This is a genomic window from Schaedlerella arabinosiphila, assembly GCF_003885045.1.
GTDB lineage: Bacteria > Bacillota > Clostridia > Lachnospirales > Lachnospiraceae > Schaedlerella > Schaedlerella arabinosiphila.
Map to the genome: position 1 here is coordinate 5,921,691 of NZ_RHJS01000002.1, position 15,445 is coordinate 5,937,135.

General features: G+C 49.2%; 15 protein-coding genes. 12 read left to right on the forward strand and 3 right to left on the reverse strand.

From position 1 onward, the window contains the following. Nucleotides 1-92 precede the first annotated feature (92 nt). From EBB54_RS27810 to EBB54_RS27820, 3 genes are all read left to right on the forward strand, one after another. Nucleotides 93-839 (forward strand): ATP-binding cassette domain-containing protein, encoded by a 747-nt coding sequence (locus EBB54_RS27810; protein WP_125129932.1) that lies wholly within the window; start codon nucleotides 93-95, stop codon nucleotides 837-839. Next, nucleotides 823-1,884, forward strand: a complete 1,062-nt coding sequence (locus tag EBB54_RS27815) for a hypothetical protein (RefSeq protein WP_125129934.1) — start codon at nucleotides 823-825, stop codon at nucleotides 1,882-1,884. The genes EBB54_RS27810 and EBB54_RS27815 overlap by 17 nt, the downstream gene beginning before the upstream one ends. A gap of 91 nt (nucleotides 1,885-1,975) precedes the next feature. Then, nucleotides 1,976-3,562 carry an AAA-like domain-containing protein gene (locus tag EBB54_RS27820; protein ID WP_125129936.1) on the forward strand — a complete coding sequence of 529 codons (1,587 nt, stop codon included), beginning with the start codon at nucleotides 1,976-1,978 and terminating at the stop codon, nucleotides 3,560-3,562. Between the two features lie 91 nt (nucleotides 3,563-3,653). Here EBB54_RS27820 and EBB54_RS27825 read toward each other — a convergent pair whose 3' ends face one another. After that, nucleotides 3,654-4,109 (reverse strand): hypothetical protein, encoded by a 456-nt coding sequence (locus EBB54_RS27825; RefSeq protein ID WP_004080175.1) that lies wholly within the window; start codon nucleotides 4,107-4,109, stop codon nucleotides 3,654-3,656. After that, the gene (locus EBB54_RS27830; protein WP_125129938.1) at nucleotides 4,106-4,567 is read right to left on the reverse strand and encodes a DUF3990 domain-containing protein; all 462 of its coding nucleotides are present in this window, start codon (nucleotides 4,565-4,567) and stop codon (nucleotides 4,106-4,108) included. Before EBB54_RS27830 ends, EBB54_RS27825 begins: the two co-directional genes overlap by 4 nt. Nucleotides 4,568-4,909: 342 nt before the next feature. Between EBB54_RS27830 and EBB54_RS27835 the strand changes: the two genes are divergently transcribed. Both EBB54_RS27835 and EBB54_RS27840 read left to right on the forward strand, forming a co-directional pair. Next, nucleotides 4,910-5,458 (forward strand): ferritin-like domain-containing protein, encoded by a 549-nt coding sequence (locus EBB54_RS27835; RefSeq protein WP_125129940.1) that lies wholly within the window; start codon nucleotides 4,910-4,912, stop codon nucleotides 5,456-5,458. Between the two features lie 167 nt (nucleotides 5,459-5,625). After that, nucleotides 5,626-6,324 (forward strand): flagellar brake protein, encoded by a 699-nt coding sequence (locus EBB54_RS27840; protein ID WP_162307226.1) that lies wholly within the window; start codon nucleotides 5,626-5,628, stop codon nucleotides 6,322-6,324. A 29-nt stretch (nucleotides 6,325-6,353) separates the two neighbouring features. Here EBB54_RS27840 and EBB54_RS27845 read toward each other — a convergent pair whose 3' ends face one another. Next, a complete protein-coding gene (locus EBB54_RS27845; protein ID WP_125129944.1) occupies nucleotides 6,354-6,905 on the reverse strand; it encodes a GNAT family N-acetyltransferase in 552 nt (183 codons plus the stop codon). Nucleotides 6,906-7,054: 149 nt separating this feature from the next. Between EBB54_RS27845 and EBB54_RS27850 the strand changes: the two genes are divergently transcribed. The 7 genes from EBB54_RS27850 (at nucleotide 7,055) to EBB54_RS27880 (ending at nucleotide 15,367) form a co-directional block, all read left to right on the forward strand. Continuing rightward, nucleotides 7,055-8,599 carry a Wadjet anti-phage system protein JetA family protein gene (locus EBB54_RS27850; RefSeq protein WP_125129946.1) on the forward strand — a complete coding sequence of 515 codons (1,545 nt, stop codon included), beginning with the start codon at nucleotides 7,055-7,057 and terminating at the stop codon, nucleotides 8,597-8,599. A gap of 126 nt (nucleotides 8,600-8,725) precedes the next feature. Then, a complete protein-coding gene (locus tag EBB54_RS27855; protein WP_004080187.1) occupies nucleotides 8,726-9,361 on the forward strand; it encodes a DUF4194 domain-containing protein in 636 nt (211 codons plus the stop codon). Next, nucleotides 9,318-12,683: an SbcC/MukB-like Walker B domain-containing protein gene (locus tag EBB54_RS27860; RefSeq protein ID WP_125129948.1), complete on the forward strand. Its 3,366-nt coding sequence runs from the start codon at nucleotides 9,318-9,320 to the stop codon at nucleotides 12,681-12,683. The genes EBB54_RS27855 and EBB54_RS27860 overlap by 44 nt, the downstream gene beginning before the upstream one ends. Before the next feature lie 36 nt (nucleotides 12,684-12,719). Next, nucleotides 12,720-12,971: a hypothetical protein gene (locus tag EBB54_RS27865; RefSeq protein WP_243127844.1), complete on the forward strand. Its 252-nt coding sequence runs from the start codon at nucleotides 12,720-12,722 to the stop codon at nucleotides 12,969-12,971. Nucleotides 12,972-13,031: 60 nt separating this feature from the next. Next, complete coding sequence (locus EBB54_RS27870; RefSeq protein ID WP_125129950.1) at nucleotides 13,032-13,454, forward strand: C-GCAxxG-C-C family protein; 423 nt, start codon at nucleotides 13,032-13,034, stop codon at nucleotides 13,452-13,454. A gap of 53 nt (nucleotides 13,455-13,507) precedes the next feature. Continuing rightward, nucleotides 13,508-13,690: a hypothetical protein gene (locus EBB54_RS27875; protein ID WP_125129952.1), complete on the forward strand. Its 183-nt coding sequence runs from the start codon at nucleotides 13,508-13,510 to the stop codon at nucleotides 13,688-13,690. A 438-nt stretch (nucleotides 13,691-14,128) separates the two neighbouring features. Continuing rightward, nucleotides 14,129-15,367, forward strand: coding sequence for a hypothetical protein (locus EBB54_RS27880; RefSeq protein ID WP_125129954.1), 1,239 nt, complete (start codon nucleotides 14,129-14,131; stop codon nucleotides 15,365-15,367). The last annotated feature ends 78 nt before the right edge of the window (nucleotides 15,368-15,445 follow it).

A 15,445-nucleotide genomic window follows, 5' to 3' on the forward strand; every position in this document is an offset into this window, starting at 1 on the left:
GTACGGGGCGAAAGCGTCTGAAACCTGAAACAATATCTTGGTGACAGTATTGAGACAAGAGAGGAACAGTCCATAGAACAGAGGTAAGTGTCATGAATATTTTTACAAAAAAATCGGATCCATCAGGAGAGGCCCAAAAGCTTCTAATCCTAAAAAATTTAAGCGCATGGTATACACCGGAAAAACACGTCCTTTCCGACGTTTCCCTTGAACTGGGTTCCAACGAGGTCGTGGGACTGATTGGTTTGAACGGAGCGGGAAAGACCACATTTATCAAGACCATTTCCGGGCTGCTTACCCGGTTTCAGGTGGAAACAGCCGTCTGGAACGGACGCGGTTTTTCGTTTCGGGATAAGGCTTTCAAGCAGGCGCGCTATACGGTTTTCGCGGAAGACCGTTCGTTCCAGTACTTTACCTTCCGCGAATACATTTCCTATGCGGCCGCGTCCTACGGGAAGAAGCTGCCGGATCTTTCGGAACTGATCCGGGGGTTTGGCTTTGAAGCATACACGGATGTGCTTCTCAAAGAATTGTCCACAGGAAATCTGAAAAAAGCATATCTGATCACGGCATTTGCGCTGCGCCCGGAACTACTGCTGCTGGATGAACCGGTTAACGGTCTCGATTTTCAGAGCACCGAATACCTCTACCGGCAGATCAACGGATACCGGCAGTACGGAACGGTTTTGTTTTCCTCACACATTTTGGAAAGCATCTGCCTGACCTCTGACCGGGTGCTGGTACTGGAACAGGGACGGATTTCGCGAAGCTTTGCGGGGCAGGAGATTCAGGCGGATCGGATTCGGGAGGTGCTTGGAGAACATGAAACCACTTTTTGAAAGTTATGGAAAAAATACCCTGTTTTCTGCAATTGCAAAGCAGTTATTCGGGAAAAAATATGAGCGGATTTCCCGGAGTCTGGCTCTGTGTATGATTCTTTTTACAGCGGTTTATGGGGCCGGGTTTCGGATACAGGTTTCCCCGGCAGTTCTGTTTCTGACGGCGTTCGTATTCTCGGCGGGGATCATGTGGCAGGTATTAAATTCTTCCCAGAACGGGGAACTGTTTATGGGGCTGTTCATGCTGCCTTTTGACAACAGGAAAATGCTGATTTCCTATGTACTGGCATTCGGCAGCTATACTCTGATTACGAAAACGGCTGTAGTATTTGCGCTGTTTTTCGCTCTGTCGCGGTGGGGCGCGGCGGAGATCGGGGCGGCGGTTCTGCTGGCCTGCGCAGGATGTCTGGGGTCAGCCGGATTGTACATTGCAGCGCATATGGGGAAGGGCGTCCCTGGAAAAAGAATGGATGCCTATATATTTTACCAGCCCCCGGCGTCACAGGGAAAAAAGAGGCGTATCGGGAGAAGGGGCGGCATCCTTTGGTACCTTCTGCGGTACGTCACGTCAAATAAAAATTATCTGGCAAACACAGCGGGCCTCTGGCTGATCGCCTGTTTCCTCCCGCTGATGCTGGGGCAGTTTGAAGGGCTGGACACGCTGCCCATGGGCTTCGCGATTCTCAGTATGAATACCCCGATCTGCATCCTGCTGTCATGCGATCCCGGGCTGGAACAGGCGGTAAGGCTTCTGCCCGGGCAGGCGGTTCGTTTCTGCGGGGCGTATGGCCTGTTCATCGCCCTCGTAAATTTCACGGAGAGCAGCGTGTACCTGGTTAGCTGGCAGGCGATTCGCGGAGGGATCGGATGTGCAGATATTCTGACGGCAGCGGTATTTGCCATGGCCAGCGCCGCCATGTCGGTATTTCTGGAATGGAGACATCCGATCCGGGGCTGGAAGATTGAAAATGACCTGTGGCATCATCTGCGGAAATATATTGTACCGCTGGTGATGCTGCTGGCTGGGGCATGGATTGGGATGTGAGGAAAGGAGCAGAGGACAAAGTATTGTTTTTTCCGTGCGCAGGACATATACTATAGTTAGTAAGGGAAAAACGTAAAGGAGACCGTATGAGATGCGTAAGTTTAACATAACTGCGGCATGCAGTCCGGATGTTCATTATATGGTGGATCTTCATTCCAGACTTTGTGACATTAAAGGCATGATTGATGAGGGGCAATATTTTGTGATCAGCCGTGCCAGACAATACGGAAAAACTACGATACTGAACGCGCTGGAGAAATTTTTAAGCAGCGATTATATTGTCGTGAGTTTGGATTTTCAGTTTTTGAGCCGTGAAGATTTCCAGGACGCTTCAAGCTTTGTGGCCGCGTTTGCGCGTGAACTGTGGCAGATAAGGAGCTGCCGGCCTTATATGAGTAATGAAATACAGGATCGTCTGAACGCACTGAGAAATACACAGGAAAAAAGGTATTTACTTGCAGATCTGTTTGAATGCCTGAGTGATTGGTGCGATGAGGCCGAGAGGGCGGTTGTGCTGATGGTTGATGAGGTGGACAGTGCCAGCAGCAATCAGGTATTCCTTGACTTTCTGTCACAGCTTAGAGGATATTATATTCATCGGGACAAACGTCCGACATTTCAGTCGGTCATTCTGGCAGGGGTGCATGATATTCGGAACCTTCGTCAGAAAATCCGTCCGGATACAGAGCATAAGCATAACAGTCCGTGGAATATCGCATCCCGGTTTGACGTAGATATGAGCTTTTCTGTGAAAGACATTGCAGGTATGCTGAGCGATTATGAAAGCGACTGCCATACGGGAATGAATATTTCTGAAATTGCGCAGACCCTTTATGAGTATACTTCTGGATATCCGGTTCTGGTTTCTAATATGTGTAAGCTGATGGATGAGGAGATTGCCGGATCAAAGCGTTACCCCACAAGGACAGACGCCTGGACAAAGAACGGAATTTTAGAAGCGGAAAAAAGGATTTTGGCAGATAGAATCCCCTTGTTTGAAAGTATGATCAATAAGCTGGAAGACGATGAAAAGCTGCGAAAACTGCTGTTTTCACTTTTGTTTGAAGGACGGAATATACCATATAATCCATATGACGCATCAATCCATTTGGCAGCGGTATATGGTTTCCTGAAAAATCAGGGAGGCGCTGCAGCGGTTGCAAATCGGATATTTGAAACAATGCTGTGCGACTGGTTTCTCTCGCAGGAAATTACAGAGAGCGATCTATCAAAGGCAGGAGCTTTGGAAAAGAGCCAGTTCATCCGAAGCGGATACTTGGATATGGAGTTGGTTCTCAGGAAATTTGTCGAGCATTTTCACGATTTGTACGGCGACAGGCCAGAGGTGTTTTTAGAAGAAGATGGAAGGCGTTTTTTCCTGCTGTATCTTCGCCCAATCATCAATGGAGCGGGAAATTATTATATGGAAGCACAGACAAGAGACCAGAGGCGCACGGATGTGATTGTGGACTACAACAGTGAACAATTTATCCTGGAAATGAAGCTCTGGCATGGAGAGGAATATAATGCCCGCGGAGAAAAGCAGCTTTTAGAATATCTGGATTACTATCATATTCAGAAGGGATATATGTTAAGCTTTAATTTTAACAAAAATAAGCAGATTGGTGTAAAAACGATTCGGGTGGAAGGAAAAACGATTGTGGAGGCTGTTGTGTAGAGGTGCAGCATTTGGAGGAGCGAACCAGAAAAACAGTTTATAAACTACGGATGCCGTGCGCCTGCCGCACGGCATCCGTCCAGTCCATCCGTCACTCAATCTTACCGTCTAAAAACGAAATCAGGATATTTTGAGGGCTATCGTAATAAAAACTGCTGTTATAATCATCAATTTTGTCGCTTACAAAGGAATGATAAGCAAGAAAAAGGGCCTCTATGATAGAAACATGCTTCTCCCTTGCGATTCCCAGGATCAAACGCTTGTATACCTTCCCGATATCCCAATGGGTAGGTATCGAATATCCGCATTCCCCTACATTGTCAAAGCAGCCTTTCGTAATTCCTGCTTTTTCGATAAAATAATCGCTTACATGATCTATATTGTCGCTGTGATAAACGTCTGCAAGTTCATACATTTTCTGGATTGCGTTGGTACCAAGCGCATCCACAACGTCCCGTCTTTTGTTATATGTCTTCCGCGCGATATAGTCGATCAGGCTGCATACAAAAAACAGATCATTTGAAGACTTCTCTTCTCTTCCTGTCATTTTAATTCCTCCGCTTTTCGAAATTCCAGACATTTTAATGCCGCTTTCGTACTAAAACAAATCTGATGTGTGGGATACTTGAATTTTGCCAGAACCCAGAACTGTTCCCGCGTAATAATACCATCTATATAATCAGCAATAAAGTTATAAATCTGGTCATCTGCCATTGCGCCGATCACAATATCGTATTGATGCGGTTTTCCGTTCCGGCAGCCTATGATAAAATCCAGCCATTCCTCGGTCATTTCTTCAAATTCCAGAATCTTAAGAGAAGTATCCATATGCACATCATAAAGATTTACCACAGGCGTATCAAATCTTTTGGCCCAGCGGACGGCCTGTTCCTTGATCAATGTACAATAAAAACCTGTTCCAAAGTCTTTGGTATGCTTCCCTTTTATGATTTTTGGAGAAGGAATTTCCTTATATCCGCCGTGGTAGACTGTCATTTTACCCATAATAACCTCCCTGGTCTTTGAAACCAACCCTCCGGGGGATGCGCAGCTACGCGCGCGGAACAAAAGCTGCGCTGCTAAAAAATGTAACAACACGGGAATGTGCGAAGCGCACTTTCGTTCGAAGCCGGAATCATCCGTATAATTCTTTATACCTCAGTATAGACCACATCCTCTGAAACGGCAACCTGAATTTAGAAGTATTGTAAAAAAGGTAAATATGCGGTTACCGTTCACAACCTTTGGGTGCGTCAGTAACAGCATCCAGCCCAGCCTGAACAGTAATATTTTTACGGCGCCGGCATATCATCAAGTAAAGAAGATATTGAGGAGACATTGTATAAAATGGAACAAAATAAAGCCTGTCTGACCAATACCTGCAGCTTTGCAGGCATAAAACCGATCATGATGGATCTGCCTTATCCGCCGATCCAGGTGAGGAGGGAGAACCCCGCCTATGCAAACCTGCTGGGGATGGATTACTGCGGCCCGGTGTCGGAGCTGTCCGCGATTACCCAGTACATCAACAATGAAAACCGCATTTCCCATGAAAGATGCCCCATGGCAAAGACGCTTCTGGGAATCGCGGTTGCGGAAATGATGCACCTGCAGAAGCTGGGCGAGCTGATCTGTCTGCTGGGCGGGAAGGTAGATTTTGTGGCAAGGCCGTACAACGGGCGCCCCAGGATGTGGACACCGGAATACCTGACCATCCCGGAGCATGCGGGGAAGATGCTGCAGGCCGATATAGAGGCGGAAGAGGACGCCATCAAGCAGTACCATATGCATATCAAAATGATCGACGACGACTGCGTGAATGCAGTGCTGAGGCGGATCATACAGGATGAGGAGTACCATGTGATGCTGCTGCAGGCATTGGTGCGGGCCGGCTGATATTCTATCGGACTGCGGATTTTTTGCTTGCGCTGCAGCAACATTTATGTTTTAATACTTATATTCAAGGGCATCCCATTATGGCCATGATGGGGTGCCCTTAGATGTATTATAATGAAGAAATCTGCTGCGGGCCGGCATGGCGGCTGCGGATTCCAGGAGGTTTTATGAAGTTATTTGATTTATTTGGGAAATCTGCAAAAAAAGAGCCAAAGCCGGCTCAGGAACCGGAGAGGGAGATTTCTCTGGAAGAGCACGGAGTGTATTCCGGTATGCGCGTCGAGGTTATGGACGCGGAGAACCATCTTCTCTTTATCGCTAAGCTGATGTCCCTCAGTGGAGACAGAGCAAAGCTGCATCCATATTCGGAAGCAGAGGTTTCTTTCGAAGAGGAAATGAAAATCAAGATCCGCGGTTACAGCGATATGGATAAAAAAGTGGTCCATCTGGAGGGAAACTTAAAGCAGGCGGACGACGGCATCTGGCCCGTGGAAGGGCTGGTCTTTATCAAGTCCGGAAATGACCGCGCCTTTTTCCGCCTGAATACGGATATTGACGGCAGCATGGTGATTATCGGCAAGGTGGGCGCAGGAGAAGAACCCTGCAAGCTCCTCAATATCAGCGTAGGCGGCGCATATGTCAGGGCGGAGCCGGCGCTGGAGCTGGGGGAAAGGTTCCTGCTGCAGGTAAAGCTGCACCCGGATCGGGACATGTCCCTCATCTATTCCGAAGTATGCCGTATCATTGAAAAAGAAGATGAGGTATTTGAGTACGGTTGTCAGTTCGTTGAGCTGAACGAGGCCGACCAGAAACAGATCATCCAGGCTATATATGAACGGCAGCGGAAGAAAAAGCATGGTTCGTGATCCGTCATATTGTGTCAGTATGCTGCGGCTTACTTCAAAGCCAGCACCATAAGCAGCTCATCCGAATAATTTCCATCTTTCAGCCGAAAAGACCGGGGACGCTCTCCATACACAGAAAAGCCCAGCTTTTTGTACAGATTGATTGCCGGAGTGTTGGAAGAGACCACCTCCAGCTCAATCTGTTCGTATCCGGCCTCCCTGGAAAATGCGGTCAGTCCGGATACGATCTCATATCCCAGCCCCTGCCCCCACACAGATTTTAACAGGGCAACACCGAAGGAGGCGCGGTGCCTTGTCTTCTGTTTGTTCAGGACGCAGGTCAGGCTTGCGCTTCCTACCAGCGTCTCCCCTTCAAATACAGAGATCATCAGACTGCCCGGATCTTCCGCGTATTTTGTGATAAAATCCATCTCCTCCTGTATACTGAAATCCATCTCCTCCGGGTAACTGATGCCGTATTCCGTTTCCATAGCGGTGCGCTTCAGATAGCCAATCATCTGCTCAGCATCTTCCGGCCGCGGGCTGCGCAGCGTATAGTGGGTCCCATTCTTTCCGGTAAATATTTTCTCTTTGAATATCATGAGTTCATTCCTCACTTTTTTAAAATAATACCTGATTATAACATGAATTTTCTGAATTATCCACCAGGAATTGAAGCTCTCGAATAAATATAGTATACTAAGGGTTGCTGTTTACGCCTATTCCAATACAGCATAAAAGGAGCCGACCTATGAATTTGATAAGCAAGATTCCAAAAGAATTTTACAAGCTTTTTGCAAGCAAATATACGGAATACTACCAGCGTTTCCTGATTGCGATCTATGAAGAATCCGGCCGTTCCAGTTCCCTGCTCGGACTGACGGAGCGGGAGTGCCGGTTTGTCATGAATGAGCAGATCGCTGCGGAGACGCTGGACTGGAGCGAGGAGCAGTTTGACGAGGAGGGGGAGCTTCTGACCAGAAGCAACATGGCCTCCATCTGCTTAAAGCATCTGGAAGACTGGGGATGGCTGAGACGGGATTACGATGAAGTGCTGGACAGCTACGTGGTATCCTTTCCGGAATACAGCCAGATGTTCGTGGAGCTGTTCGGCCGCCTGTACAGCGAGGACAGCACCCGGGAGCGGGAGAGCGTGCTGGCGGTCTACAGCTATCTCTACACCTACGGTTCAGACCGGGAAAAAAACAATGAAATACTCAAAAGCGCGCTGCAGACCTCCCGCTCCCTGCTGCAGATGCTTTCCAACATGCAGGAAGGCATGAGAGGGTACTTTGACGAGCTTTCCCGGCAGAGGTCCTTTCTCGGCATCCAGGAAGTGCTGGTAAAGGAAATGAACAACAACGAAAGCCGGAAATATGCGATCCTCACCACAACCGACAGCTTTTACCGATACAAGGAAGCAGTCAAAGAGTTGATCGACCGGAACCTGAGTGAAAATGAAGTGCGCAAGCAGGAACTGCTCTCCAGGCAGCGCGAACTGAAGCTGCGGGCCGAGCTGGAAGGCGGGGAGCATACCGGGACAGCCGGAAAAAATCGGATCGAAATCACGGCCCATGGAAACCAGGCAGCGCCGGACAGCCGGACACACCCGGCAATAAGCCGCTCCCCGGAGGAGAAAAACGCTGCCCGCGATTACGGAATCGAATACCGCCGTCTGGAACATGCCGTCCATCTCGCGGACGAGGCAATGAACATCATCTGCCGGATCGAACGGGAATTTGACGCCATTGAGCGCAGATACAATAAGCTGATCGAGCAGAAGACCCTGTTTGCCAGCCGGGCGGCGGCCCGGATACGCTATATCCTTATGGAAGGCGCGCTGGAGGAGGACCCTGCGGCTGCGCTGGCCAATCTCCTCAGCAAAAGCAAAAACAGCGCCGAGATACTGGAAAAACTCTCGGAGCGGATGCATTTGACAGAGCCCTTCCGCGCGGTGACCGGGCAGAGCATGTTCCGACGCAGGAATACGGAGAAAACCGCGTTTACCCCTCAGGCTGTGGTTCAGCATACAGAGCAGCAGGAGGAATTGGAGGAATTTGTATTAAAGCCCCTTTACAGCAGGCAGGAGATTGCCGAATTTCGGAGAAAAAATGAGCGGAACGGGACGTTTACAGTCACCAGGGATACGGTGCGTTCCGCGGAAGACCTGGAAAAATTATTTTTTGTATGGCAGGACGCGGTGGAGATTGCGGACGACGCCAGAAGGATCGAGATTGGGCAGGAGCTGGAGAATCAGGATGGCTGCCGCTTTTCCGAGCTGACGATCCATGAATGACCCGATCTGGCAGCATGGATGGGGGAGCCAAAGCGGAAACAGAAGCAGTCCGCCGGATCGTCTGCCGGATTGCTGCTGTTTCTCCTGATATGCCGTTTACATTATATAATGAAAGGAATTTTACGAATGATTACATACATGGAAGAATTATCCGCGGCCGAAGCGGAAAATCTGAAAAAAACAATTTCCAGATTGTTCCGTCAGACCTGCATCCTGCAGCTTCGGTATGACCCGGTTACCCTGACGCCCCGGGACAACCCGGACTATGAAACCTGCATCCGTCACAGGCATTTTATTGAAAATTATCTTGCCGTGCTGGGCTGCGAGATGGAGCACGATCCCCAGGAGCACATTTTCCGGCTGAAAGGGGAAGGGACGGAGACGGAGCGGTTCAGTCTGACTACAACCAGGATCATCCTCCTCGTCCGGATGATCTACCGGGACAAGATCCTGGGGGAAGGGCTGGGCGCGACGGTCACGAACCTGGGGGAGATCCGGGAATACGGGGCAAATACCGGTCTGCTGGACCGGAAGCTGACGGCCGCGGAGTGGCGGGATGCGCTGTATATGATGAGCAGGCACCAGATGATCGAGCTGCCTGGGGCGGTCCGGGATATGAAGGATGAGACGCCCATTTATCTGTACAGCACGCTCCTTCTCTACGTGAGCGCGGCGGATATGAACGAACTGATTGAAGAGTACAGGGAGGAGGCAGACGATGAAGCAGTCCAAGAAAATCTTCCGGCGGATGCTGATCAATAACTGGGGAGGCATCAGCCATAAAATCATGGAATTTCACGAGTATGTGAACCTGTTCAGCGGTAAAAGCGGTTCCGGAAAATCCACCGTTATGGACGCCATTCAGGTGATTCTCTACGGCAGTGTGTCCGCAGCCTTTTTAAATAAAGCGGCGGACGATGCGAAAAATAAGAGAAGCGTCCTCAGCTATCTGCGGGGCGCCCAGAAGGACGGAACCTCAAACCGGGAAAATGTAGATTTCTGTTCCCAGATCGTGCTGGAACTGGAGGATACAGGAAGCCGCGTCTGCACCTGCATCGGCGCGGTATTTGAGGTGGGAAGCCAGGACACGGAACTGAGGAAATACCATTTTTTCAGCCATTCTGGACATCTGCCGAAAGACGGCTATCTGACGGAGCAGGGGGTGCCCTACACCTCCGCTCAGATGAAAAAACTGATCGAAGCGAGGAGCCGTTCGGAGGAAAACCGGGGACGGGTGGATGTGAACCGGATGTACCCTTCACGGGAAGCCTATCTGGGGGCTTTGTATGATTCCATTTTCGGATATCTGGACCCGGGACGGCTGATGACCATGGAAAAAAGCGCCATCGCCCTTCGGATGGCGGACGGCACCGGACAGTTTATCAAGGACTATATGTTTCCCAAAAGCAAGGAGGACACGGTGTCCGCGATCAGCCGGCAGTTAGGCGCATACCGGGAGATCAAGGAAAAGGTGGACGACCTGGAACGGCGCATCGAAATCCTGGATGAGGTGCACCATGCCAATCAGGAGTTGGTTCGGATTCGCGCGGACAGGCTGCGTGCGGAGTCGGTGCTTCGGATCGTGGATCTGGAAAGCTGCAAAACCCGCCTGGAAGCAAAGCAGGAAGACCTGGAAGGAATTTCTGCAAAAATTTCCGAACTGGAGGAACGGTACAAAATCCTGGATGCGGATAAAAAAGAAAAAACGGAAGCACTGATTGAGGTCAAGGCAGAGCTCCATTCCAGCGATTACGGCGTGAAGCAGAAGGAAATGGAAGAACTGAAAAATACCATCAGCCTTTTGAAGGGAAACGCCAGGCAGTGGCAGGAGATCTTACAGGGACTCAGGGAATGGGAGACGGATGAGGAGATCAGCGGCTATATCAGCAACCCCACCCTTCAGTGCCTGGAGGAGGTTTTAGAAGGCGGAGTATCGGAGCATGTCCTGGACAAGCTGCGCAGCGGCATTCAAAATGGATTGGAAATGATCGGGGAGGAGCTGGCGGAGCTCAACGACGGTATCCGAAGCACGGCCAGGGAGCTGAGTGAGAAAAAGGAAATGGCGGAGGATCTAAAGCATGACCGCAAGCCATACAGGAAGGCGCTCAAAAGCGCCAGGGCGCAGCTTCAGAGCGAATTGAGCAGTCAGTATGGCCGGACCATTCATGTGGAAATCTTTGCCGATCTGTTTGACATTGTGGATGAAAAATGGAAAGAGGCCATCGAGGGAAGGCTGGGCCGCATCAAGCACAGCCTTGTGACCGAACCCCAGTACGCCCTGGATGCCGCAAGGATTTTCCGCAGAATGAAACGGAAGGAATATGAGGAGATTGACCTGATCAACACGGCAGCCGTAAAACGGGACGAGCCGGGAGCGGAGGAAGGCACGCTTTACGAGGCGGTTCAGGCAGGCGAGCCCTATGCGGATCTGTGCCTGAAACGGTATCTGGGAAGGATCTGCAAATGCGAGACCGTGGAAGATCTTCACCAGGTTCGAGACGGAGTGACGCCGGATGGCTATTCTTACAGCAATTACGTGTTCCGCCATCTCAGGGAGGACGACTGCAGACGCTACGCCTGCATCGGAACCCGGGTTTCCAAGGCAAAGCTAAAGGAGCTGGAGGAGGAGATCTATGAGCTGGAGCAGCGGCAGATCGCAGACATCCAGATGCGGGAAACACTGGGCAGGGCGCAGAAGCTGGAGCAGTTGAACCAGAAGACCGAGCAGCTGCTGCGGCTGTCAAAAGCCGCGGAGGAGCTGGAGCATTATCTGGATAAACAAGAGCAGCTTGCGAGGGAACTGAAAAATTTGGAAGACGGTACTCTGACCGCAGAATTAAAAGGCCAGAAGGAAATTTTGGAGCAGGGGATCGCAGAGCTTGCCCGTATCCAGGAGCAGGTCAACAAGGAGCGGATCAGCCGGGAGGGGGATCTCCGGGCAGCCCAGAAGGAATACAGAGATTTTCAGGACAGGCTGTCCGGGCTGCAGGAAGGATTTCGGGCAGACGAGCAACTGCTTGCGGAGGTTCGGGAAAATCTGGGAGTTCAGACAGAGGCCGCTTACCGCAGAAAGCAATATGACCTGTGCCAGCGGCTTGCGGGGCAGGAGGAACAGTCGGCGGAAGAGCGGATACTGGCCCGGAACCGTTTTAACAGGGAATATCCGGCCTATGGATTTACCGGGGTGGAACACGAAAACGACGTGTACGATAAGCTGCGGGAAGACCTGAAGCGGGACTATGAGCCACGGTATCAGGAGGAATTTGAGAACCAATACCGCCTGGTCTACCACTCCCTCCGGGAAAATGTGATCGCCACCATCCACGGCGAGATTAAGGCGGCGTACCGGCACAGGCGGGAGATCAACCGGATGCTGTCCAGAATCCGGTTTTCCGACAGCACCTACCAGATCGACATCCTTCCGGCCGAGAATGAGAACGGACAGTTTTATGAAATGCTGATGGCACCAGAATTGGACAGCAAGGTGCTGGACAACGATGGATTTGAGGGACAGCTCAGCATCGGAGAGGACGCATTTTTTCAAAAATACGAGCAGCAGATCTGGCGGCTGACGGAAAAATTCATGCCGCCGAGAGACGGGGAAGCCGAAAACCGCTCCCGCCACCATCAGGAAATGGAGCGTTTTGCAGATTACCGCAACTATCTGACATTCAGTATGTACGAGCGGGTGGAGGATGAACAGGGCAATGTGAAGAAAAACGCGGTGGACGAAATGGCCGGGCGGGATTCCGGCGGGGAGGGCCAGAACCCCAAGTATGTTGCCCTGCTGGCCGGCTTCGCCATGCTCTACATGCAGCAGAGCAGCCGGGATTCCAAGATCCGGCTGGTACTTCTGGACGAGGCGTTTTCCAAGATGGACAAGGAGCGCAGCGAGGTATGCCTGCGCTATGCAAGGGAGCTGGAGCTGCAGCTCATCGTCTGCGTGCCGGATGAACGTCTCCAGTCGCTGATCCGCAACGTGGATTGCGTGTACGGATTCCGCCGGCACCAGAACCAGATTTCCATGATGCATATTGATAAGGGAAATTATCTGGAGATGATGGAAATGGGCGGAAGAAATTGAGTCATTGGATAAACTGGAACTGACCAGGAGGTAAAAATGGAATTTTCAAGAGAAGATTTAACAGAAGCAAAAAGACAGATTGATTCTACACTGCATAAGTTAAGGGAAACAATAAAGACGTTCGAATCTAAAGAAAACCCGGAAAGATACAAGTCGCAGATTACACTGGCAAAGAGACGGGTAAAAGCTTTTGAAATCGCAAATTGGTTCATTGAACAGGAAAGAAATGCAAAAGAAGAGATTGTGCCGGAGAATGGTCCTTATCCTGAGAACACCGCCAGGAACTGAGTGAAATGACACTTCTGGTTGTGCAGGCTAAAAAACAGAAGTATATGGGGAGATCACATCATGAATGAATACATAAAGAATCGGGTACACGAATTGTACTGGAATGAGGATATCAATTGTGCGAGGACGGCAATCATCTGTTTGAGCGAATTATTTGAAACAAAAATAGAACCGCAGACAATCTGGTCTGCGGTCGGACTGCACGGCGCCGGCGGATACAGGGCGCAGTGCGGTTTGGTCGAAGGTGCGCTTATGTTTATAGGAATTTACCTCCATGTGCTGGGAAAAACAGAAGAGGAAATCGTATCTGCCTGTTATCATTTTGCGTCTGCCTTTGAGCAGGCGTTTGGTTCATTAAGCTGTTCAAAACTGCGTCCGACAGGTTTTTTAGAAAGCGACCCGCCGCATTTATGTGAAAATCTGACTTGCAGAGGAATTGAATTTGCGTACCAATATATTTTAGAACATTCCAAACCCTGTTAATATCCGAATAATATTTGCTTTTGAATTGGAACTATGATAAGGAGGATGATCTTATGTCAGCATTAGCGCAATATTTAGAAGCTAATAGAGAAAAAGCATATTCTTTTGCAACAGAGAATACGAAATATAACAAACAAGGTCGTCCTGTTATCTCAGAAAATGATGAATGGATGGATGAGTCAGAATGGGATGATGTATTTGAAATATTAAAAAAACAGAAGCATACGGAGAAGTAAGATGGAAAACTTTAACGAAGGAGAGGTTTGGTTTTGGAATTGCACAGGAGGCAAAAACGGAAGAAAATCCCATCGTTTGTGTGAATTTTACAATCAATATTTGTGTGTAACCGGGGGATATAAAACGATCCCAACCGGCAGCAGGAGCCAGATTTTACAAGCATCCGGCTCTTTTTTGTGTGCGCAGGGATCAGAAAAATTTTCCTGAAAAATAAGACAGGAGCTTTGAATTACTGCAGCAGCCCGTGACCGTTAAAATGGAAAAGGATTGACAATTTCAGAGCGGGGGGGGGTAAAATATACTTGACTTGAAAAGAAGCCGCAGAGGCGATTGGCAGGAGAAACAGGGAGGTATTAAATCTCTGATTTCAGGGATTTAATATAGTCCGCACAAAATAATGGATCATCGTATCACATAAGCAGGAGGAACAGAAAAAAATGAAAAAAGTAAAAAGGCTTGCTGCCATATTGGCGGCAGCCGTGCTGTGTATGGGAATAGGGATGCCGGCGTTGGCAGCGCCGGACGGTTCCAATGATATATTTTGGAGTCCGACAGGTTTGCCGGGCGGAAAAATTGACGGGGCCGTTGATGCAAATGGAAACAAAGTGGATTATACGGAGCGGGATATTCCGGAAAAGACAAAAACGGCGTTGTCAGATGAAGGCAAGGTAAGGGAGATTTTTGAAAAATGTGGATTTGATGTAAATGACCAGATGGATTTCCTGCCCGTTTATTCGGGGAATATTTCCGTGGCCGGAGGCGGCTTGGCAGTAGCGGTTTTTTCGGCTGAATCGGAGAACCTTATGCCGGGTGACGGCGTATATGCGCTTCGTGAGACAGCTCCAGGATCAAGGGTGTTTGAGGTATATACAGGTGAAGTCGGCGCCAATGGCAAAGTGCGCTTCAACATACAAGGGTCCGCAAACTATGTTCTCGTCAAGGTACTCAGCGATGGAAGCGTCGTGACCTTAGACAAAAAGACAGACGGAAATACGGATGTAAATACGGATGAGAATACCGGCCTTACCGTTGATTCAGAAGTGGCGGGGAATAAGGATAATAAGGTGACTATAACAAATGCCACACTCGGTAAAGATGCGGATGGAAACGTAATAGAAGTAGGAGTTCATGTGAGCGAGCTTGAGTCCGACATAGAGCAGCTTATATATGAAAACTATGAAGCGATTTTTGATTCAAAGTATACTTATCCGAAAAACGAAAACTTTAGTATTGAGCTGGTTTATAAAGGGGAATTTGACCGTACGGACGATGGAACCGGAACCGTAAAAATGTATTTTACTGTGAAAGATGAAAACGAAGATACATATTATTATGCGCTTCATGGAGTAACCAATGCAGATGGACAGGTGGAAAGCTGGGAGATCATTGAATGTAAGAAGGATGATACGACCGGAGAGCTGTATTTTGAACTGGATAGTTTTTCGCCTGTTGCGATTATCAGAGTAACATCGGATCAGAAACCGATTCTGAAGATTCCGACAAAACCTTCCAAGCCATCCAGACCGGGGGCAGGAGGAAGCAGTTCCTCAGCAAACAAAACGGGTTCTACGACCCAGCAGGAAATTCCAACACAGCTAGGAAACGCAGGACAGTCTGAAACGATGGTGCAGATCCGCTCTTTAGAAAAAACATCTCCGAAAACAGGAGAATTTTAAGCTGAAATTTTGCTGGCTGAGACAAATAAAAAATTTGATTAAAAAATAATTTATTATTTTGTGTGGAGGATTGAGGCC